Source organism: Paenibacillus auburnensis (assembly GCF_927798115.1).
Taxonomy (GTDB): Bacteria; Bacillota; Bacilli; order Paenibacillales; family Paenibacillaceae; genus Paenibacillus_AQ; species Paenibacillus_AQ auburnensis.
Genome location: NZ_CAKMMG010000001.1, coordinates 2162184 through 2184146, shown reverse-complemented (window position 1 = coordinate 2184146; position 21963 = coordinate 2162184). Strand labels below are relative to the sequence as shown.

The 21963-nt window shown below is 51.2% G+C and carries 19 protein-coding genes and 1 pseudogene; 17 read left to right on the top strand and 3 right to left on the bottom strand.

The features are described 5' to 3' along the window. Positions 1 to 2 precede the first annotated feature (2 nt). The 7 genes from L6H70_RS10185 to L6H70_RS10155 all read left to right on the top strand — a co-directional run bounded on the left by L6H70_RS10185 (position 3) and on the right by L6H70_RS10155 (position 7669). Positions 3 to 1748: an ABC transporter ATP-binding protein gene (locus L6H70_RS10185; protein WP_236332457.1), complete on the top strand. Its 1746-nt coding sequence runs from the start codon at positions 3 to 5 to the stop codon at positions 1746 to 1748. After that, on the top strand, positions 1738 to 3603 hold the full coding sequence (locus tag L6H70_RS10180) for an ABC transporter ATP-binding protein (RefSeq protein WP_236332454.1): 1866 nt from the start codon (positions 1738 to 1740) through the stop codon (positions 3601 to 3603). Before L6H70_RS10185 ends, L6H70_RS10180 begins: the two co-directional genes overlap by 11 nt. 255 nt (positions 3604 to 3858) lie before the next feature. Beyond that, positions 3859 to 5097, top strand: a complete 1239-nt coding sequence (locus tag L6H70_RS10175; protein ID WP_236332452.1) for an FprA family A-type flavoprotein — start codon at positions 3859 to 3861, stop codon at positions 5095 to 5097. Between the two features lie 12 nt (positions 5098 to 5109). Further along, positions 5110 to 6330: an NAD(P)/FAD-dependent oxidoreductase gene (locus L6H70_RS10170; protein WP_236332450.1), complete on the top strand. Its 1221-nt coding sequence runs from the start codon at positions 5110 to 5112 to the stop codon at positions 6328 to 6330. A 27-nt stretch (positions 6331 to 6357) separates the two neighbouring features. Then, positions 6358 to 6537 carry a rubredoxin gene (gene rd, locus L6H70_RS10165; RefSeq protein ID WP_236332448.1) on the top strand — a complete coding sequence of 60 codons (180 nt, stop codon included), beginning with the start codon at positions 6358 to 6360 and terminating at the stop codon, positions 6535 to 6537. A 48-nt stretch (positions 6538 to 6585) separates the two neighbouring features. After that, entirely contained in the window at positions 6586 to 7293 is a 708-nt protein-coding gene (locus tag L6H70_RS10160; protein WP_236332446.1) for a Crp/Fnr family transcriptional regulator, read from the top strand. Next, a complete protein-coding gene (locus L6H70_RS10155) occupies positions 7286 to 7669 on the top strand; it encodes a DUF488 domain-containing protein (RefSeq protein ID WP_236332444.1) in 384 nt (127 codons plus the stop codon). The genes L6H70_RS10160 and L6H70_RS10155 overlap by 8 nt, the downstream gene beginning before the upstream one ends. 62 nt (positions 7670 to 7731) lie before the next feature. On the opposite strand, the gene L6H70_RS10150 is transcribed toward L6H70_RS10155, so the two are convergent. Continuing rightward, positions 7732 to 8268 (bottom strand): flavin reductase family protein, encoded by a 537-nt coding sequence (locus L6H70_RS10150; RefSeq protein ID WP_236332442.1) that lies wholly within the window; start codon positions 8266 to 8268, stop codon positions 7732 to 7734. 98 nt (positions 8269 to 8366) lie between these two features. Beyond that, on the bottom strand, positions 8367 to 9548 hold the full coding sequence (hmpA, locus tag L6H70_RS10145) for an NO-inducible flavohemoprotein (protein WP_236333228.1): 1182 nt from the start codon (positions 9546 to 9548) through the stop codon (positions 8367 to 8369). A 152-nt stretch (positions 9549 to 9700) separates the two neighbouring features. On the opposite strand from hmpA, the pseudogene L6H70_RS10140 reads away from it, so the two are divergent. Continuing rightward, a pseudogene (locus L6H70_RS10140) lies at positions 9701 to 10126 on the top strand (RrF2 family transcriptional regulator); the annotation flags it as partial. Between the two features lie 16 nt (positions 10127 to 10142). Here L6H70_RS10140 and L6H70_RS10135 read toward each other — a convergent pair. After that, positions 10143 to 10562, bottom strand: coding sequence for a hemerythrin domain-containing protein (locus tag L6H70_RS10135; RefSeq protein ID WP_236332440.1), 420 nt, complete (start codon positions 10560 to 10562; stop codon positions 10143 to 10145). A gap of 390 nt (positions 10563 to 10952) precedes the next feature. Here L6H70_RS10135 and L6H70_RS10130 point away from each other — a divergent pair, with 390 nt between their 5' ends. From L6H70_RS10130 to L6H70_RS10090, 9 genes are all read left to right on the top strand, one after another. Beyond that, the gene (locus L6H70_RS10130) at positions 10953 to 14627 is read left to right on the top strand and encodes a nitrate reductase subunit alpha (RefSeq protein ID WP_236332438.1); all 3675 of its coding nucleotides are present in this window, start codon (positions 10953 to 10955) and stop codon (positions 14625 to 14627) included. Beyond that, positions 14617 to 16188, top strand: a complete 1572-nt coding sequence (gene narH / locus L6H70_RS10125) for a nitrate reductase subunit beta (protein ID WP_236332436.1) — start codon at positions 14617 to 14619, stop codon at positions 16186 to 16188. The genes L6H70_RS10130 and narH overlap by 11 nt, the downstream gene beginning before the upstream one ends. Next, entirely contained in the window at positions 16181 to 16747 is a 567-nt protein-coding gene (gene narJ / locus L6H70_RS10120; RefSeq protein ID WP_236332435.1) for a nitrate reductase molybdenum cofactor assembly chaperone, read from the top strand. The genes narH and narJ overlap by 8 nt, the downstream gene beginning before the upstream one ends. Next, positions 16744 to 17430: a respiratory nitrate reductase subunit gamma gene (gene narI, locus L6H70_RS10115; protein WP_236332431.1), complete on the top strand. Its 687-nt coding sequence runs from the start codon at positions 16744 to 16746 to the stop codon at positions 17428 to 17430. The genes narJ and narI overlap by 4 nt, the downstream gene beginning before the upstream one ends. Positions 17431 to 17480: 50 nt before the next feature. After that, complete coding sequence (locus tag L6H70_RS10110; RefSeq protein ID WP_236332429.1) at positions 17481 to 17939, top strand: GAF domain-containing protein; 459 nt, start codon at positions 17481 to 17483, stop codon at positions 17937 to 17939. 32 nt (positions 17940 to 17971) lie between these two features. Further along, positions 17972 to 19003, top strand: coding sequence for a sensor histidine kinase (locus L6H70_RS10105; RefSeq protein ID WP_236333225.1), 1032 nt, complete (start codon positions 17972 to 17974; stop codon positions 19001 to 19003). A gap of 7 nt (positions 19004 to 19010) precedes the next feature. Next, complete coding sequence (locus L6H70_RS10100) at positions 19011 to 19658, top strand: response regulator transcription factor (RefSeq protein ID WP_236332425.1); 648 nt, start codon at positions 19011 to 19013, stop codon at positions 19656 to 19658. 23 nt (positions 19659 to 19681) lie between these two features. Continuing rightward, positions 19682 to 20209: a hemerythrin domain-containing protein gene (locus L6H70_RS10095; RefSeq protein ID WP_236332423.1), complete on the top strand. Its 528-nt coding sequence runs from the start codon at positions 19682 to 19684 to the stop codon at positions 20207 to 20209. 244 nt (positions 20210 to 20453) lie between these two features. Then, positions 20454 to 21944 (top strand): nitrate/nitrite transporter, encoded by a 1491-nt coding sequence (locus L6H70_RS10090; protein WP_236332422.1) that lies wholly within the window; start codon positions 20454 to 20456, stop codon positions 21942 to 21944. Positions 21945 to 21963 lie beyond the last annotated feature (19 nt).

Below are 21963 nucleotides of genomic sequence, written 5' to 3'. Positions count from 1 at the left end.
ATATGTGGGGATTAAGAAGCTATCTGAAGCCGTATTTAAAATTTATGATTCTCGCCCCGATGTTCATGATGATGGAGGTCTTCTTTGATCTGCTTCAGCCTACTTTGGCTGCACATATCGTTGATTTCGGGATCGTAGTTCGTAATTTCAGTGTGATTGAGCGTACAGGTTTTACGATGCTTACGGTGGCCGGGCTCGGACTGGTGACAGGCGTCTTGTGCAACGTTTTTGCCAGCCGTGCCTCCCAGAACTTCGGTGCCGATATCCGTGAGGCGCTTTTTACGAAGGTGCAGACCTTCTCGTTCGAGAATGTGGATACCTTCAAATCGGGATCGCTTATGACCCGTATGACCAGTGATGTCGTTCAAGTGCAGAATCTGCTGCAGATGGGGCTTCAAGGTCTTGTCCGGGCGCCGAGTCTGCTAATCGGCAGTGTGGTCATGGCGCTGATCATTAATTTAAGACTGGGACTTATCCTGCTAGGTACGCTTATCGTCCTGATTGCAGTCCTAGTCGTATTGATCCGCTTCTCAACGCCGATTTTTTCAACGGTGCAGAGTAAGCTGGATGCTGTGAATACGAAAATTCAGGAGAACCTTGCCGGCATCCGGGTGGTAAAAGCGTTCGTCCGGACCGGCTATGAAACCCAGCGGTTTCGAGAGGTCAACTTGGATTATACGCAGGTATCCATACGGGCAGCACGGTTTATCGCGCTGAACTCGCCGATCGTGACGCTTATCATGAATGCCTGTCTGGTTACCGTCCTGTTGTATGGCGGAAATCAGGTGTCGATCGGTTCCGTTCAGGCTGGGGATCTGGTAGCTTTTGTGAATTACGTTGTCCAGGTTTTGTCCTCCCTGATTATGGTAAGCGCGCTGCTGATGAATGTCTCACAGGCGGGCGTATCGGCGAAGCGTATTCAGGAAGTGTTGGCAACGCGGCCCCACATTGAAGATGCGGCACCGCAGAAGGACCTTTCCCTGTCTGGGCGGCAGGTTAAGCTATCGCAGGTGTGTTTTTCCTATAACGGATCGTCTGATCCCAAGGATCTGGTGCTGCAGAATATTAACATTGAAGCGCGCCGCGGAGAGACCGTTGCGATTATCGGGGCTACGGGGTCCGGCAAAACAACGCTCGTCCAGCTCATTCCCCGGCTGTATGATGTCACGTCAGGCTCCATTCAGATGGACGGACAGGACATCCGCGGGCTTCCGCTCCTTGAACTAAGACGGAGGATCGGGATGATTCTTCAGGAATCCTTCCTGTTCACCGGAACGATCCGTGACAATATTGCCTTTGGCAAACCGGAGGCTACGCAAGCGGAAGTTGAAGACGCGGCCAGGACCGCACAAGCTCATGATTTTATCAGCAGGCTGCCCGGAGGGTATGATACGATGCTGGGCCAGAAGGGTGTGAATCTGTCCGGGGGACAGAAGCAGCGGATCTCTATTGCCCGGGCGCTGCTCGTTAAGCCGCCCATTCTAATTATGGATGACAGCATGAGTGCGCTCGATTCGAAGACGGAGAGACAGCTCCGCACGGCCTTGAGCCATGTCATGAAAGACACCATCACGTTCCTGATTGCCCAGCGGATTTCGTCCGTGGTCGACGCGCAGGAGATCCTTGTCATTGATGAAGGGGCGATCGCAGGCAGAGGAACTCATGAAGAATTAATGAAGAGCTGCGGGGTTTATCAAGAAATCTACCGCTCTCAATTCGGCAAGGAGGAGGTGCCTTATGTCGGCTAGCAATCCGTCTTCCAATTCTTCCAGCCAGAGTACTATGCCGCAAAAAATCGACCAGATGGGCTTCCGCCCGGGATCGGGTCATATTCATGGGGGCGTGCCCAAGGTAAGATCGAAGGATACAGCCGGAACTCTGCGGAGAATCGGAGGTTATCTGCGGCTGGAGCGGCGGGCGCTCTTCTGGGTTATTCTTTGTACGGTTTTAACGACCGGCCTTGCACTCATCGGACCCTATATGATCGGCAAGCTGTTCGACGACTATATTGTTCCGGGGCATTTTGACGGGATGGTGCGTATGGGGCTGATTCTGTTCGGAGTGTACGCGCTAGGCGCGTTCTTCACGTGGGTCCAGCAGTACATGGCCTCAAGCCTGTCCCAGAATACTGTGCAGAATATGCGGCAGGATTTGTTCGGGCAATATCAGCGGCTGCCGGTGTCGTTCTTTGATCAACGGACACACGGTGAGCTGATGAGCAGAGCAGTCAACGATATCTCCAACGTCTCGAATACGCTGAATCAAACCGTTGTCCAGCTGATTGCCAGCGTTCTTATGCTGGTGGGCAGCCTTGTCATGATGCTCAGCCTAAGCGTCTGGATGACGCTCATTACGATTCTTACTGTTCCGGTTATTACGTTCACCATTAAAAAAATAACTAAGCATACCCGCCGCTTCTTCTCGGAGCAGCAGCAGCTTCTTGGAGAAGTGAACGGATTCGTGCAGGAGAACATCTCAGGCTTGAAGGTCATTAAGGTGTTCGGTAGAGAAGCAGAGTCGGTTGAACAATTCCGGACCATCAACGAACGATTGCGGGCAGTCGGGGTGAAGGCGCAGAGTTTTTCCGGTTCCGTCGGTCCTTTGATGAACTCGATGCGCAATTTAACCTTTGTAGTCATTGCGGTATCCGGCGGCATTTTTGCCTACCATGAACTCATTACTATCGGGATCATTGTCAGCTTTTTGAATTATTCCACCCAGTTCAGCCAGCCGATTAACCAGTTGGCCAATCAATACAATCTGCTTCAATCCGCCATTGCCGGAGCGGAGCGCGTATTTGAAGTGATGGATCTGGAGCCCGAGATGGGGCAGGAGCCAGAGACCGGAGAGGAGCGCCGCATCAGGGGCGAGGTCGTGTTCGAGCAGGTCGGCTTTGGCTATAAACCGGATGTGCCTGTGCTGAACAATCTCTCGCTACATGCAGAGCCCGGCCAGGTGCTGGCGCTCGTGGGTCCGACAGGCGCAGGGAAAACCACGATTATCAACCTATTGACCCGGTTCTATGATATCCAGTCGGGCCGGATTCTCATTGACGGGGAAGATATTAATGATTTTGACAAAAGGGTGCTAAGAGAGCAGATCGGCCTCGTACTGCAGGATGCTTATGTATTCTCCGGGACGATCCGTGATAACATCCGCTACGGGCGCCTCGGTGCTACTGACCGGGAAGTCGAGGAAGCGGCGCGGCTCGCGAATGCCGATGTGTTCATCCGGAAGCTACCGGACGGCTATGATACGTACTTGAACGCCGAAGGCGGGAACTTAAGCCAGGGACAACGGCAGCTGCTGACGATCGCCCGGGCTGTGCTGGCCAGTCCCGCCATTCTGATTCTGGATGAGGCAACGAGCAACGTGGATACGAGAACGGAGCTGCATATCCAAGAGGCGATGAAGACGCTGATGAAGGGGCGGACCAGCTTCGTTATTGCTCACCGGCTCAGTACGATCCGCGAGGCAGATGCAATTCTCGTAGTCCAGAACGGGGAGATTACCGAGCGGGGCACACACGAAGAGCTGATGTCCCGTAAGGGGTTCTACTTCGAGATGTATCAGAATCAGCTGGTGCAGGGGACTGCAAGCTAACGGTGTCTGGCAGCGCCAGCATTCCTAAGGAGGGGCTTAGATGCCCCTCCTTTTTGCTATTGCAAGATGTGAATCCAATAACTTCCGGCACCTAAGGTGACCAGACGCATAACGCATTTTCAGCCATAGTGTATATTCAGGTTATGGACATCTGTTTTTGAAACTTTCAAAATTTGATTCAAATCCTCCTTTTGAATTGGCGGCCATTATAGAATGAGGTTGCTGATAAACATTATCAATCAGGAGGGCAAACAGATGAACAACACTGAAATTAAGATTGCAAAAGATACGTATTGGGTAGGCAAAATCGACAACCGGGAGGTTCCCTTCCACCGTCTTGTACTGAGTAAAGGAACCACCTATAATTCATACCTGCTGAAAACCGGCAAGCCGACCGTTATCGATACCGTGGATATGGAATTTGGCCGGGAATATGCGGACCAGATGGAAAAGCTGATCGATCCTTTGGACATTTCATACATTGTAATCAACCATACCGAACCTGATCATTCCGGCGGACTTGCAGCACTGGCTTCCCGGGCGGCTAACGCCACGATTGTCTGCACAGAGATTGCTGTGCCAGAGCTTCAGGAAATGTACAAGCTTCATGCCCGCAACTTCCTGGTTGTGAAGGATGGAGATACGCTGGATATTGGCGGCAAGACGCTGCTGTTCAAAGAAACGCCGTACCTTCATACCGCAGAGACGATGATTACGTATTGTGTGGAAGACAAAATCCTGTTCCCTTGCGATATATTCAGCACACATGTTGCTGTCGGGAAGCTGTTCAGCGATGAAGCCGGGTTCGACATTACAGAGGACTTCAAGGGTTACTATAATGCCATTATCCATCCGCACAGAAGATATGTAAGAACGCTGATTGAAGCTGTTAAGGATCTGGAAATCGAAATGATCGCCCCTTCGCACGGATTTATTATCCGGGAAGATGTCCGCAAATATATTGATTTGTACGCCGAGCTGAGCCGTGAGACGACACAGGGCAAAAAAGCAGCTATCGTGTACACAACACTCAAAAACAACACCAAAAAAATGGCCGGCATTCTGCAGAATACCCTGCAGGCAAACGGGATTGAAACAGCAGTCTGGGATGCGGAAAAAAGCGGCATGTCAGAGATTCTGGACAGTATCGCCGCAGCGGATGCCGTCTTTATCGGCAGCTCGACCCGTTATGCAGACATGATCGGTAACCTGGAGCCCCTGCTGAAAGAGCTGCAGCAAATGAATCTGGAAGGCAAGCTTGCAGCGGCATTTGGCTCTTACGGCTGGAGCGGTGAAGCCATTGAGGTGATTCAGGACTATTTGAACGGAACCAATATGACAGTACAAAGTACATCCGAGGTAATCAAGTCAACCGGAATGACACATGTGGAGTTCCCTATCCGGGTCCGGTTCTCGCCAAAAGATACTGATAAGACACAGAAAATCAAAAATGCTGCTGATTTTGTTTCCGATCTGCTGCTGAGCTCATTCTAAGGGGGTACTGATATGCCTAAACATTACGTCATTGTCGGAAGCGGAGTCGCGGCAGTTCATGCCGCCAAGGCGATCCGTGATCAGGATGCGGAGTCAGAAATCACGATCTTTGGCGAGGAAGAGCATCTGCCGTATAACCGGATCAAGCTGACCAAAGGTTTGTTCAGCGACCTGCACAGCGAGAAGGTGCTGATCAAGAAGGAGAAGTGGTACCGGGACAACCGGATCTCCCTTCAGACCTCGAGCCGGGTTATGTCCATCCATCCGGAGCGGCAGCAGGTGGAGACCGCAGACGGTAAGCTGACCTCATACCATAAGCTGCTGCTCTGCATGGGTGCGAGAAACCGGGCGCTTACGGTGGAGGGAGCTGGACTGAAGAATGTCCACACGATCCGTGAGTTAGGGGACGCCGACGCACTAAAAGCAAGCCTCACAAGCGGACAACGAATCGTTGTTATCGGCGGAGGGGTTCAGGGGCTGGAGACGGCCTGGGCACTGCATGAAGCCGGCTATCAAATAACTATAGTAGAAGCAGCCCCGCGGCTGATGGCCAGACAGCTGGATGAAGCTTCCTCAGAGCAGCTGCGTTTGACCCTGGAAGAGGCTGGTGTGCAGGTTAAACTTCATCGCGGAGTAACCTCAATTAATGGAACGGACGTTGTCTCCGGCGTGACCCTTGACGACATGGCGGCAATACCCTGCGAGCATGTGGTGTACTCTATAGGCATCGTTCCTAATACTGCTCTTGTAAAAGAAACAGGGATCCGCACACGCTCCGGCGTGGTTGTGAACACCCATCTGGAGACAAGTGCTCCGCATATCTACGCGGCCGGAGATCTTGCCGAACTGGACGGCCAGGTCGAAGGCTTATGGGGCGGTGCCATGGAGCAGGGGAAGGTTGCCGGAGGCAACATGGCTGCCGCGCAGCCCGCTGCTTACCGCAAGTCCATACCGGTCACCTTGTTCAACGCTTTTGGCATCTCATTGTTCTCCATCGGCAATACCGATGAGAGTCAATGCGACCAGACGGTTTCAGCCGTGGTTAACGGCGTGTACACCAGAATTTTTGTGAAGGACAGCGTGTTGACCGGGGCTCTCTCCTGGGAAGGTGCTGCAGCCTCGTTAATCTATAAATCCGCAATTGAGCAGAATATAAGCCTTACAGGCATCGACTTGGCGAATAGTACTCTCGGGGAAATCATGTCTGAAATAGAGTCCAGATTACAGAACTAATTGAACAATTTGAAGGAGATAACGACTATGAAAAAATACATTTGTTTGCCATGTGGCTATATTTACGATCCGGCGTTAGGCGATCCGGATGAGGATGTTGAACCGGGTACGGCCTTTGAAGATCTGCCGGAGGATTGGGTCTGTCCGGTCTGCGGCGAAGATACGACCCATTTTGCACCTGTACCAGACAAAGGGGCAGCTTCTTAAGAAGCTGCGCCTGCTTCAATATCAGTAGAGATACTAGGAGGGATATGAATGTTGGAACATTCCTGCCAGAACGCTGCGGAGCCCTGTACCCGTAAAGTGCCTATCTTCGCATCGCTCAGCGATGGGGAGCTCTCGCGGATCAGCGCCATGATCAGACACCGGAAAGTAGGCAAAGGCCAGGCGCTATTGCTTGAAGAGCAGCCAACAGACACCTTGTATATCATTCAGCAGGGGCAAGTAAAGCTGTCAAAAATGACGCCTCAGGGAAAAGAACAAATCCTGCATGTGCTGACAAGCGGAGAATTTTTTGGCGAGCTGAATATATTTAACAGCGAAGAGCTGAGCAATTTCAGTGCGTATGCGCTGACCGATACAAGTATTTGCATGCTGACCAAAAATGATATGGAGCAGCTGATCTCGGAGAATCCGGATATTACGATCAAGCTGCTGAAGACCGTCTCCAAAAGGCTGGCCCATACCGAGAATCTTGCCCAGAGCCTTGCAACCAAAGACCCGGAAATCCGCATCGCCTATATGATTCTGGAGCTGAGTGACAAGTACGGCAAACCACGCAGCAGCGGCATACATATTAAGCTGCCTCTCTCCCGTGAGGAGCTGGCCAGTTATGTGGGTGTTACGCGGGAAACGATCAGCCGTAAATTTGCCATCTTCGAGGATTTGGGCCTCATTGAGCTGGTAGGAAACAAGCAGCTTATTGTGAAGAACCGGCCGTCCTTGGAGAAGTACATTGACTAGGCTATCGGCTGAACATCCTTACCGGATCTGTCTGAAGCGGGTTTATGAGCCGGCTGTTCCGGAGGACGGGTACCGGATACTTGTAGACAGGCTGTGGCCGCGCGGAGTTTCCAAACCGGAGGTCGCAATCGACGAGTGGATGAAGGAAATTGCCCCCAGCCCGGACCTGCGCCAATGGTTCGGCCACATGCCGGAACGGTTCGGGGAATTCAGTGACCGCTATATCAGGGAACTGGAAGAGGAGCCGGAGCGCGTAAGACTTGCTGCTAAGATTATGGAGCGGGCGCTGGAACAACAAGTTACGTTGGTGTATGCCGCCAAAGACTCCATACACAATCATGCTGCCGTACTGTATAAACGGCTTCTTTCCCGTTAAAAAGCACACGGGCCGCCCCTGGATCATTAGATCCGGGAAGCGGCCCGTGTGCTTTTTTCAATCTACTGCATATATCTGAATCCCTTTTGGCGTCCATCCCCGATATAGAACACATTGTCGAATTCCGAGGATTGCAGCCCGCCGTCATCGTTCAGATAGTCTTTGGCGACCAATCTACCTTTGATTTGGGCCAGGATATTGGTTATGCCTTTGAACTGCTCCCGTTCGATGATATCCGACAGTGTACATTCAATGGAGATTGGACACTCCCGGATCACCGGAGCGTTTACGGATTGTGACTTTACATGCGTCAGGCTTACGTTATCAAATTTGCCCAGGTCATAACCTGTATTCGATCCGCAATAGCTGATGGCGTCCATCATCGACCGGTTCGGCACATTGATTACAAAATCACGGACCTCTTTAATCTGATGGATGGCATAACCCTTGCTGCTGAAGCCAAGGACCACCATGTCCTTCAACGTGTATGAGGAAGAGATGGTTGTCACGTTGGGGAGTCCATTGACATCGTAAAAGCTCACCAGAATAACCGGAAACCCGTAATACATCTTCTCATAATTGACAGCTACCTTTTCCATTGTGAATCCTCCTGTAAACATTACTTGCCATAGAATGGCATCTTTACAGAAAGCATAACGCAAGCTGGAAAGGAGGCTGGGTGACCAGACTCACAGATTTAGTGATTGTCCAGCTGCAGGGCCGGGCCGAAAAACTCATAATGAATTTGTTCTTCCTTCATTCCGAGTGCATGTAACTCACGGATCATGGCTTCCATAAAGGGCACCGGACCGCAAACATACGCATCACCGGTAATGTCCACATAATTTTTGAGGGTTTCTCCTGTAATGACGCCGTCCGGGCCGCCGGAGAAGAAGAATTTGGTCTTCACGTTGCTCATGGCTGCAGCATGCTTCTCCACATCCTGAGTGAAAGCGGCGAGCGCTTCGTTCCGTGCAGAGTGCAGGAAGACCGTCGGCCGGTCCGGCGTTACATTGGCAACGGTCTCGAACATACTTATCATTGGTGTAATGCCTACGCCGCCGGAGATGAACGCAACGGGTGTAGTTTTGGTGGCATCAAGCAAGAATTCACCGGCAGGGGCACTAACCTCAAGGGTGTCTCCTTCATTGACCTGATTGTGAAGATATACGGATACAACGCCATTCGGGTCATTCGCTTCTTCACGTTTTACGGAGATACGGAATTCATCAGGTTTTGGAGCCTGGGAAAGGCTGTATTGGCGGATCATTGTGTACTTCTCACCAGGAATCAGGACGCGTACTGAGATATACTGGCCCGGTTTATAATCCGGTACATTGGAGCCGTCTGCCGGTTTCAGGTAAAACGATGTAATGTTTCCGCTCTCCTGTACTTTACGGGCAACGGTGAACGGTTTGAAGAAGTTCCAGCCGTTTTCCTGCTCGCGTGCTTCTTTATACATGCTGTCTTCGACACCGATAAAGGCATCAGCGATGACACCGTAGGCTTCTTCCCAGGCAGTAAGAATCTCACCCGTAGCCGCATCACCCAGCACTTCCTTAATAGCCTTCAGCAAAAATTCACCTACGATCGGGTAATGCTCCGGCTTGATGCCAAGACTGACATGCTTGTGTGCAATCTGGACTACCGCCGGCAGAATGTTCTCAAGGTTATCGATGTGGACGGCCGCTGCGTACACTGCATTAGCGAGTGCCGCCTGCTGGCGGCCTTGCGCCTGGTTGGCATGGTTAAATACATTTAGCAATTCCGGATGGGCTTCGAACAAGTTGCGGTAAAAGACGGTTGTAATGGTTGTTCCATGTTCTGCCAGGACTGGCGCTGTAGATTTGACAATGTCGCGGGTTTGTTGTGATAAAATAATGTTCATCCCCTCTCAATTATTACAAAATTAATATATACCCATTTTAAATTAAAAGATATATTTAAAATACCACTTTAACAAAATGGACACTACTTATGATAGTATTTGTAATAAATATCACTTACTATACCTAGGGATCGGAGATAAATATGAGGCTGACGTTGTACACGGATTTTTCATTACGGATTCTCATCTATCTTGGAGCGAAAAAACGGGATGAGCTGTCAACTATACAGGATATTTCAAATGCTTATCAGATTTCCAAAAATCATTTAATGAAGGTCTCGCATGAATTAGGTAAGGCGGGATACATAGAAACGGTAAGAGGAAGGAAGGGAGGCATACGTCTGGCTCTTGAACCCGGGGATATAAACATCGGGGAGGTCGTCCGGCGGATGGAAGACGACTTTTATCTTGTCGAATGCTTCAATCCCTCAGGCGGCAGCTGCCCGATCTCCCCGGTATGCGGTCTTAAAGGTGTGCTGGGCAGAGCCCTTCAAGCCTATCTGCAGGTGCTGGATGAATACACACTGCAGGATTTGCTGGTCAACAAAGATGATTTGCGTGCTATTTTGCAGCAGCAGAACGAGGTCACGCTTCCTCAAACAGAAGACGTTCTTCCTCCCGGCTATGAATGGCATTCAATACCAGCAGTGCATGGAACTGGTGAAGAACCTCAGGTGTGAGGCCTTCTTCTACGAGCTGTGCTTTCACATCTTGTACGATGATCCGCAATAATTCATGATCACGTGTAAGCCGCAGAACCGTATCCTGCAGGTTAGGATTCTTCTCAGCCATTTCCTGATAGAATCCGTCCTCTTCCGCATCAGCATGGCTGAGAATCCGCGTCTCCCAGTACTCTATCAAATGATCGGCGGCCTGCCGCGCCACTTCGAATTCCCTCGCTTCCAGCAGCTCCTCTACTTCTTCAGTCTTGGCTACAGCACCGGACAGCCCACCCTGATGAATGGCATGATGGGCGTGCAATTGGCGCAGTGATGGTCCTGGCATGAGGCTTCATCCTCTCGTTTTTTTGAAAATATAAGCATTTATTTGTTTCACCTGATAAATAATCCTTCTATTTCTCGCGGAAACGGTACCGTCCTCAAAAAAGGACGGCAAAGCCATTTCCACTTGTCAGTATAGCACACAGAATTGTAGTGAAATTCCCGATAAGGAGTTCCCCGGTTAACAAAGAGGGAAGTCCCTAATGGAGCTGCCGCCTTGGAATTTCCTTCGCCAGAACAGAGCTTTTCTCCCTGTGAGGAAAGCTTTTTTGTTTTTTATTCAGATCAAGGGAATTCCCGAGGCACAATAGGTGTTTCCCTAATGGGAAGCGCAGTCTGGTAGATCCATAATGGTATTACTTGAATGTTTTCTGCAAAGGAGTGTTCGTAATCGATGAAGAAAAAATACGGCCTTAACTTTTTTAAACCGGTTGAAAGCTATTCCGGGAACTGGTCCATTCTTGAGGAGAAAAACAGAGATTGGGAGAATATGTACCGCCAGCGCTGGTCTCACGATAAAGTCGTCCGCACCACACACGGAGTCAATTGTACAGGCTCATGCAGCTGGAAGGTGTTTGTGAAGAACGGAATCATTACCTGGGAGAACCAGCAGATCGACTATCCTTCCTGCGGGCCGGATATGCCGGAATTCGAACCGCGCGGCTGTCCCCGCGGAGCTACATTTTCATGGTACGAATACAGTCCTTTGCGGGTGAAATATCCCTACATCAGAGGAAAGCTGTGGCGCCTGTGGCAGACGGCCCTGAAGGAGCATGACAATTACGTCGACGCCTGGGCCAGTATTGTGGAAAATCCCGAAAAGGCTACCCTCTACAAGCAGGCACGCGGCAAAGGCGGTCATATTCGTGTGGCTTGGGACGACGCGCTTCGCCTCATTTCGGCACAGCTGATCTATACGATCCGAAAATACGGCCCTGACCGCATCGCCGGCTTCACACCGATTCCGGCCATGTCGATGGTCAGCTACGCATCGGGTGCACGGTTCATATCGCTCCTGGGCGGACAAATGCTGAGCTTCTATGACTGGTATGCGGATCTTCCACCAGCTTCTCCGCAAATTTGGGGCGAGCAGACGGATGTTCCGGAATCCTCTGACTGGTACAATGCCGGTTACCTGATGATGTGGGGCTCGAATGTGCCGCTTACCCGGACACCGGATGCCCACTTTATGACAGAAGTGCGCTATAAGGGAACCAAAGTCGTGTCGGTGGCACCGGATCTGGCGGAGAACGTCAAATTTGCTGATAACTGGCTGGCACCGAATCCTGGTACGGATGCTGCGCTTGCCCAGGCTATGACGCATGTCATCCTAAATGAGTTCTACCAGGAACGCCAGGAGCCGATGTTCCTGAATTATGCGAAGCAATATACTGACATGCCTTTCCTAATCCTGCTTGACCCCCATGAGGATGCACTCAAGGGAGGGCGTTTCCTCCGGGCAAGTGATATTGGAGAGGATTCGCCGCACGCCGACTGGAAGCCGGTAATCTTCGATGAGGCCACCGGCCAGGTGATCGTTCCCAATGGAACCATGGGGCAGCGCTGGGAAGAAGGCAAGAAGTGGAACCTGATCCTTGAGAATGAAGACGGCAGCAAAGTGGAACCAGCCTTGACAATCGAAGGCCACGGGGAAGAGTGGATGGAAATCGTGTTCCCGTACTTCGACAATGCCGGCAACGGCACGTTCCGGCGGATGATTCCGGTCCGGAAAGTCCAGCTGGCTGATGGTACAGAACGTTTAGTAGCCACTGTCTATGATCTGATGATGAGCCAGTATGGTGTCGTGCGTACAGAAAGTCCGCTTAACGCCAAGGGTTATGAGGATGAGTCCTCTCATTACACCCCGGCATGGCAGGAGAAGATTACGACGGTGAAAGCAAGTGTCGTGGTGCAAATCGCCCGCGAATTTGCCCAGAATGCAATTGATACGGGCGGACGGTCCATGATCATCATGGGGGCAGGCATCAACCACTGGTTCAACAGCGATACCATCTACCGTTCGATTCTGAATCTCGTGGTATTGACTGCTTCCCAAGGCGTCAACGGCGGCGGCTGGGCGCATTATGTCGGCCAGGAGAAATGCCGTCCGATCGAGGGCTGGTCAACGGTTGCCTTTGCCAAGGACTGGCAAGGTCCGGCGCGTCAGCAGAATGCGACCTCGTTCTTCTACTTTGCAACTGAGCAGTGGCGATATGAGGAGAGCGGAACAGATTCGCTGAAATCTCCGACGGGCGGGGAGGTCGCTTATCAGCATCCGGCTGACTATAATGTGTTGGCTGCACGGCTTGGCTGGCTGCCGTCCTTCCCGCAATTCAACAAGAACAGCCTTCTGTTCGCTGAAGAGGCTGCGCAGCAGGGCAAGAAGACGAATGCCGAGATCATCAGCCACACGGTGGAAGAGATTAAATCACGGAAAACCCGCTTTGCCGTGGAGGATCCCGGCGCTCCGGAGAACTTCCCGCGTTCCCTGTTCATCTGGCGCTCGAACCTGATTTCAAGCTCCGCTAAAGGGCAGGAATACTTCATGAAGCATCTGCTCGGAGCTTCTGACGGTCTGCTGGCTGAGCCCAATGAAGAACAGAAGCCGGAGGAGATCATCTGGCGGGAGGATGTCGATGGCAAGCTCGATCTCATGGTTGCGCTGGATTTCCGGATGACCACAACACCGCTCTATGCAGATATCGTGCTGCCGGCCGCTACCTGGTATGAGAAAACGGACCTGTCGTCAACCGACATGCATCCGTTCGTGCATCCGTTTAATCCGGCAGTTAATCCGCTGTGGGAATCCCGTTCAGACTGGGATATTTACCGCCAGCTGGCAGAGGTATTCTCCGAAATGGCGAAATCCCATCTGCCCGGCGTCTATAAAGATCTTGTCGTCACACCGCTGGGCCACGACTCGATTAGTGAGATTTCCCAGCCGATGGGTCTGGTCAAAGACTGGGCCAAAGGCGAAGTGGACGCGATCCCAGGCAAAACCATGCCGAATTTCAACATTGTCGAGCGCGATTATACCAAAATCCATGATAAGTACATCTCACTCGGGCCAAACCTCATAACCGGTAAAGCAGGTGCACACGGAATCAGCTTCTCTGTCGCTGAAGAATATGAGGAGCTGAAACGGCTCAGCGGAGTTTATTTCGACGAAACAATCAAAAACGGCCTGCCGAAGCTGCAAACCGCACGCCAGGCCGCAGATACAATTCTTCACCTGTCTTCGGCGACCAATGGCCGTGTATCCCAGAAGGCTTACGCTTCGGCGGAGAAGGATTCAGGCGTAGAACTCCGGGATATCTCGGCCGACCGGGCCGCCGAGAAGATTACGTTCCAGAGCATCACCGCGCAGCCGCGGGAAGTGATCCCGACACCGGTATTCAGTGGCTCGAACAAGCAGGGGCGGCGTTATTCACCATTCACCACCAATATCGAACGGCTCGTTCCGTTCCGTACCCTGACAGGAAGACAGCATTTCTACATTGATCATGAGATCTTCCAGCAGTTTGGCGAATCCCTGCCGGTCTACAAGCCCACCCTGCCGCCGATGGTCTTCGGACCGCGTGACAAGGAAGTAAAGGGCGGACAGGATGCACTGGTCCTGAGATATTTGACACCGCATGGCAAGTGGAATATCCACTCGACCTACCAGGATAACCAGCATATGCTGACGTTGTTCCGCGGCGGGCCAACCGTATGGATCAACAATGAGGATGCCGGGGCCCATCACATAGAAGATAATGATTGGCTCGAAGTCTATAACCGGAACGGTGTTGTAACTGCACGTGCCGTTGTCAGCCACCGGATGCCGAGAGGCACAATGTTTATGTACCACGCTCAGGACAAGCACATTCAAGTACCGGGTTCCGAAATTACGGATACCCGCGGCGGAAGCCACAATGCGCCTACCCGAATTCATCTGAAGCCTACCCAGATGGTCGGCGGATATGCACAGCTCAGCTACGGTTTCAACTACTATGGTCCAATCGGCAACCAGCGGGATGTCTATGTAGCCGTACGCAAAATGAAGGAGGTAAATTGGCTTGAAAATTAAAGCGCAAGTTGCAATGGTGATGAATCTGGATAAATGTATCGGCTGCCACACCTGCAGCGTGACCTGCAAGACGACCTGGACGAACCGCAAGGGTGCGGAATATATGTGGTTCAATAACGTAGAGACGAAGCCGGGGATCGGCTATCCGAAGCGCTGGGAGGACCAGGAGCTCTATAAGGGCGGTTGGCAGCTGCGCAAGGGGAAGCTTGAGCTGAAGTCAGGCAACAAGCTGTCCAAGATTGCGCTCGGCAAAATCTTCTACAACCCAGACATGCCTGAGATGAAAGACTACTATGAGCCGTGGACATACAATTACGAGAACCTGACCAATGCAGGTGAACAGAAGCATTCTCCCGTGGCGCGCGCCCATTCAGCGGTGACAGGCGAAAAAATGGATCTTGAATGGGGACCGAACTGGGAGGATGATCTGGCGGGGGCACATGTAACCGGACCGCTTGATCCGAATATCCAGAAGATCGAGGAAGAGATCAAATTCAACTTCGAGAAATCCTTCATGATCTATCTGCCTCGCTTATGTGAACACTGCCTGAATCCAAGCTGCGTCGCTTCCTGTCCTTCAGGAGCTATGTACAAACGGGATGAAGACGGGATTGTCCTGGTTGACCAGGAGGCCTGCCGCGGCTGGAGATATTGCATGACAGGCTGCCCTTACAAAAAAGTGTACTTCAACTGGCAGACTAATAAGGCGGAGAAATGCACCTTCTGTTTCCCGCGCGTGGAAGCAGGGCTGCCTACGGTATGCTCCGAGACCTGTACCGGCCGGATCCGCTACCTTGGTGTCCTGCTGTATGATGCAGACAAGGTTCTGGATGCTGCCTCAACACCGGATGAGAAGGACCTTTACAAAGCGCAATGCGATTTGTTTATGAATCCCCATGATCCGGAAGTCATTGCCCAGGCCAGAAAAGACGGCATTTCCGAGGATTGGCTGGAAGCGGCCCAGAACTCTCCGGTCTATAAGCTCGCCATCGAGCACAAGCTGGCCTTCCCGCTTCACCCGGAATACCGGACACTGCCGATGGTATGGTATGTGCCGCCGCTTAGCCCGATCATGAATTATTTTGAAGGCAAAGATTCGCTGAAGAATCCCGATATGATCTTCCCGGCCATCGAAGAGATGCGTACACCGATCCAGTATCTGGCGAACATGCTGACTGCAGGCGATACGCAGACCGTTAAGGAAGCCCTGCAGCGGATGGCGATGATGCGTTCCTACATGCGGGCTAAGTCCGTAGGCCAGGAATTTGACCTCAGCCGTCTTGAACGTGTCGGAATGACCGCACATCAGACAGAGCAAATGTACCGGCTGCTCGCCATTGCCAAATATGAGGACCGATTCGTTATCCCGACCTCGCATAAGGAACAGCATATGAATCCTTACCGTGCCCAAGGCTCAGCCGGTTTCGGCAACACTATGGGCGATATGGGTTCCGGATCCGGCTGTGACGGCTGCGGACCGGCCAGCCCTGCCGAGAGCACCATGAAGACCGGCAAGGAGATGTACGAAGAGAATTTCTACGGGGGGATTTGGCGTGATTGATCTGATGAAACTGCATGATTACAAGCAATCCTTCGGATATTTCGCCCTGCAGCTCATGTACCCGGAAAAGCTGGATTTTCATCCGGCTTTTCTGGAAGAGGCGTTTGATAGCGGTCACCCGGGTTACGCCCATGTGCATACCTATTGGACGCTAATGCAACACTTCAGTCTGGATGAGATCCAGGAGAGCTACGCAGCCACCTTTGATTTCCAGAAGGACTGCGCTCTCTATATGACCTATTTTAAGTTTGAGGATGCCAAAGAACGGGGACAGATGCTCGCCAAACTGAAGCTTCTGTACGAAATGTCCGGGCTTCTGATGCCTGAAGGCGAATTACCCGATTTTCTTCCGCTCATGTGTGAATTTCTATACGCCGCAGAATGGCTGGAAGACCCGGGAGCACCGGAGAATTTCCGCATGCTGATCGCGATTCTTGAGGATGGAACCTATCATCTGCTCAAGGCGCTTGAACGGGTTAACAGCCCCTATTTCCATCTGGTGAAGGGACTTCGCGAAACATTCAAAGCTTGTGCTGAACAGGAGGCCCTCCATCAATGAATATGTCCGGTCAGTTTTTATGGGTCATTTTCCCTTATGTTTGTTTGGTGATTTTTATCGGAGGCCATATCTTCCGTTACCGGAAAGACCAGTTCAACTGGACGGCCAAATCCAGTGAATTTGTAGAAAAGAAACAGCTGAAATACGGCAGCATCCTGTTCCATCTGGGCATTATGCCGGTTATTCTGGGCCATATCGGCGGTCTGGCGGTTCCAAAATCGTGGCTGGAGGCCATCGGCGTCAGTGATCATCTTTACCACATCGGAGCGGTATACATCGGGGGGATTTTCGGTGCTGCCACTCTGCTCGGGATGCTGATTCTGACCTCACGGCGCTTTTCGATTAAGAATGTCCGCCGGCTAAGCAGCGCCTCGGATTTGATCGTTAACTCACTCCTTCTGTTTATCGTATTTATGGGGATGTACTCCACGATCGTAACGAATGCCGTACAGCCTGAATTTGACTACCGCGATACGATTTCCGTCTGGTTCCGCGGCCTGTTCATGTTCCGTCCGGACCCGTCGCTGATGGCGGATGTGCCATTTTCCTTTAAGCTGCACATTCTGTCCGGGTTTGCTATCTTTGCCTTTTGGCCGTTTACCCGGCTGGTCCATGTGTGGAGTGTTCCGTTGAATTATGTAGGCAGAAGTTATATTCTATACAGAAGAAATAAATCGAATTAAAGGAGAGAGCAGTGCGAACTTCTTTCCCTGTTCAATTAGGAGAGAATACGATGACCAATAAGGTGGATTACCAACTGGAGCTTGACCGGATCCGCATGGATTTAGGTTATGATTTCATGTCACTGGCACTGGCTGAACCCGCAGAATATGACTACGTTATCCGATGGAAATATGCCTCCGGGAACACGAATGAACGTTACAGGCGGATCGTTCTTCAATCCGGAAGAGGGATTGCGGGAATCGTGTTCAAGACCGGCAAACCGTTTCTACTCCCTTCTGTGCAGAAAGATGTGAAGCCTGATTCATTGTTTAATTATCCCATTACCAAGATGGAGAATCTGAACAGCATTGGTGCTGTACCCATGTGGAATGATGCCCGCGTCGCCGGTGTGCTTCTTGGCGGATTCCGGGGAGAGCGTGAGGTAACCGGTGAAATGCTGCTAGCCCTGGAAGCGACAGCGCGTCAAGGTATTGGAGACTTGAACGGGAAGGAATTGTTGCTGAGTTGATCATACCCGGAAAGGATCTGCCGAGCCTGCTCATGACGAAGCTGTTCGAGAACAGCACGGAAGCGATGTTCTTTTTTGACCGGGAAGGGAAAGCGCTGGCGATGAATCCCGCTGCTGAGAATATCGTTGACAAGGATATTCTGAAGCAGCTGTATCAGGGAAATCCGCAAGCCCTTTGCGGGACCTGCCGGGGATACACCAGTGAAACGGAGCTTCGCACTTGTCTGGATTGTTATTTAAGTACTCCGGACTCCGAGGAGTTTACTTCCTATCAAGTCTATCTGGAGACGAAAGATAAGGGAATCGTTCCCTATGCCGCGACCTTTCACACGATAGACTATGAGAATGATATTAGAGTGTTTATGCTTAGGGATTTAACCAGACAGTTCAAGACCCAAGAGAAGTTCTATCAGAACAAAATGATGAAGCATATCATTGAGGCGCAGGAGAATGAACGCAAGCGGATTTCCCGTGAGCTCCATGACAGCGTTGCCCAAGAGCTGATGAGCGCCGTGATTGATCTGCGGGTGCTGAAATATATGACAGCCGATGAGCAGCTGCTGAAGAAAGTGAAGCAGACTGAAGTTTCCATGACAAGGCTTCTGCAGGATATCCGCAACCTCTCGGTGGAGCTCAGGCCGGCTGCACTGGATGACTTCGGACTGGAGGCTGCATTCCGCTCACACTTCAAGCGGATGGAGCAAAGCTATGGGCTTGTCATCGAATATGAGTCCCGTCTTGCTGACAAACGGTATGAGAGTGAGATCGAAACCGTTGTGTACCGTGTATGCCAGGAGGCTGTCTTGAACGCCCTGAAGTATGCCCAGGTAGATACAGTCAAAGTAACCCTTACCGAAAAGGACGGTGTGCTGCGCCTTCTGATTGAAGATGAGGGGATTGGCTTCAATCAGGGTGACGAGCCCAGTGGTACCGGACTTGGCCTATTTGGCATGCAGGAACGGGCAGAGCTGGTGGGCGGCACCTTCAATGTAGATTCAGGGATAGGCAGGGGAACGAGAATTCTTTTGCAGGTACCAGTAGGATTTGCCCGAGGAAAGGAATGAGCTTCTGATGAAGATTGTCATCGCAGACGACCATGCGATCGTACGCAGCGGGTTCTCCATGATTCTCAATTTTCAAGATGACATTGAAGTGATCGGAGCGGCGGCAGACGGCAGGGAAGCTTATGCACTGGTCGCCAAATTCCGTCCGGATATTCTTATTATGGATCTAAGCATGCCCCCGGGAGAAAGCGGGCTGGTTGCGACTGGCAAGATTAAAGAGGATTACCCCGATACCAAAATCCTGATTCTGACGATGCATGATGATGATGAATACCTCTTTCATGTATTGAAGAACGGAGCCTCCGGTTATGTGCTCAAAAGTGCGCCGGACGAGGAACTTCTGCTGGCCATCCGGACCATCTATGAAGGGGGGACCTATATCCATCCCAAAATGGCTACCTCTCTTGTCCGTGAGTTCATCAAGCAGGAGAAAACCGCCGGGACAGAAGACCTGTTCGAGCTGTTGTCCAAGCGGGAGCTAGAGATTTTGCCGCTTATTGCCAAAGGTTACGGAAACAAAGAAATAGCAGAAAGGCTGTTCATTTCCGTGAAAACGGTGGAAGCCCACAAAGCGAAAATTATGGAGAAATTGAATCTTAAAAGCCGGCCTGAGCTGGTCGAATATGCTTTGAAGAAAAAAATGCTGGATTTCTAACCGGCGAATGGAGGTACCGCTGCATGCCGGAATATGCAGAGTTGCAGTTCACAACGCCCGCCATGCGCATTCTTGAGAACGAGCACCGCTATTTATCTTTTTTAATGGAAGAATGGCATGCCATCGTACTTTGGTTTGAACAGGAGCAAATCCGTCTGGATGAGGGCAGGATACGGCTTCAAGAGCTGCGCCAGGCGATCCTGGAGTTTACCGGTCCGCTGAAGAAGCATACCTTGAAGGAAGAGACGCATTTTTTCCCGCTGCTGGGCACTTATATCGGGTTTGAACAAGGACCGCTGGTCGGCATTCAGGAGGAACACCGAGAAATTGACGGATATATCGGGCATTTCCTGCATCATACGGACGGCGGGGCGGACCTGCTGTCTCTGGAAGATATCCGTGCGGCTGTCAGAGATGCAGGGGAGGCCTTTGAGGTACTTACGGTCCACTTTGTAAAGGAAGAAACGGTTATCTTTCCGATGGCCGAACATCAGCTGAGTGCGAAGGACAAAGAGCGGCTAAGCCAAAAGCTGAATACGCTTATTACATGAAATGAACAAGCCGCTCCTAAATGGGGCGGCTTGTTTTAGTATTGAAGTTAAATTATCCTTCTATTTCTCGCAGAAACGGATACCGTCCCATACAGGACGGGAATGCCGTCTCTACTTATTTTCAGGGTTTCCCCTGTGAGGGAAAGGGGACTCCCCTATATCTGAGCGGGGGATGGGCAGATACAATGAATACAGGAAGTATTGTACAGACGATCAGAGAATACATGGCGAAAAGGTGGGGCGAATGATAAAAAAAATGCAGTTGCCGTTACAAACATTAAACTTGATTACCGGATTCATGGTGTGGGTGATCATCTCTTCCCTGATGCCCTTTATTTCGGAGGATATAAGCATCCCGCAGGGAAAATTGGCGATGGTTACGGCTATTCCGGTTGTGCTCGGTTCTATACTAAGAATTCCTCTGGGGTATTATGCCAACATTCTGGGTGCCCGCATTATTTTTATGTCCAGCTTTATTCTGCTTTTGTTTCCGGTCTATTTTATCAGTGAAGCCTCTTCGGTTACCCATTTAATTATCGGGGGAGTGTTCCTTGGCATCGGCGGAGCCGTATTTTCTGTAGGTGTGACCTCCCTGCCCAAGTATTTCCCCAAAGAGAAGCATGGTCTGGTCAACGGGATCTATGGAATCGGCAATATCGGAACGGCGGTCACTACCTTCTCGGCTCCGATGGTGGCTGCGCAGATTGGCTGGGCGTCTGCAATTAAGATGTATTTGATTCTGTTACTTGTGTTTATCGCATTGAATTTTTTCTTCGGCGACCGTCATGAGCCCAAGCTCAAAACACCGATTATCGAACAGATCAAGGGTGTATCCAGGAATGAAAAGCTCTGGCTGTTCTCGCTTTTCTATTTCATTACATTCGGCTCCTTCGTTGCCTTTACCATTTATCTGCCGAACTTTCTGGTCTCGAATTTCGGTCTGGAAAAGGTGGATGCAGGCATGCGAACCGCCGGCTTCATTGCCGTGGCAACGTTCTTCCGGCCAATAGGCGGGTGGCTCGGTGATAAATTTCAGCCTCTGTTCCTGCTGATCGGCACCTTCAGTATCTATACGGTGGCAGCAATTATCCTGGCATTTATGCCGGATATGGGCATGTATACCGCGGGTTGCCTTGCGATTGCTGTAAGTGCGGGGATTGGTAACGGGGTTATTTTCAAATTAGTTCCCCTGTACTTCAATAAGCAGGCGGGGATTGCCAACGGGATCGTGTCGATGATGGGCGGTCTGGGCGGATTTTTCCCTCCGATTATGCTGTCGGTGATTTATTCGGCGACCGGGCAATATTCGATCGGGTTCATGCTGCTCTCACAGGTGGCACTGGCCAGTCTGGTGCTGGTAGTGTGGCTCTATTTTCAGGACCGGCTTGCGCTTACCGCTGAAGTGTTCAACTCCACTGGGCAGGGTATTCTTGTAACGGATATATCGGGTCTGATTAAGTCAGTGAATCCGGCATTTACGAAGCTCACCGGCTACACCGAAGAGGAAGTACTCGGCAGGCAGCCCAGCATCCTGAAATCAGGCCGCCAATCCAAGGATTTTTACCTCGGCATGTGGAAGGAAATCAGGGAAAAGGGCATGTGGCAGGGAGAGATCTGGAACAAGCGCAAGAACGGCGAAGAGTATTTGCAGTGGCTGAATATCAGCGCTGTGAAGGATGAGACCGGCGAAGATGTCCGGTATGTGGGTACCTTCAGCGATATTACGCAGAAATAACCGGAAGAACCGGTAAGCT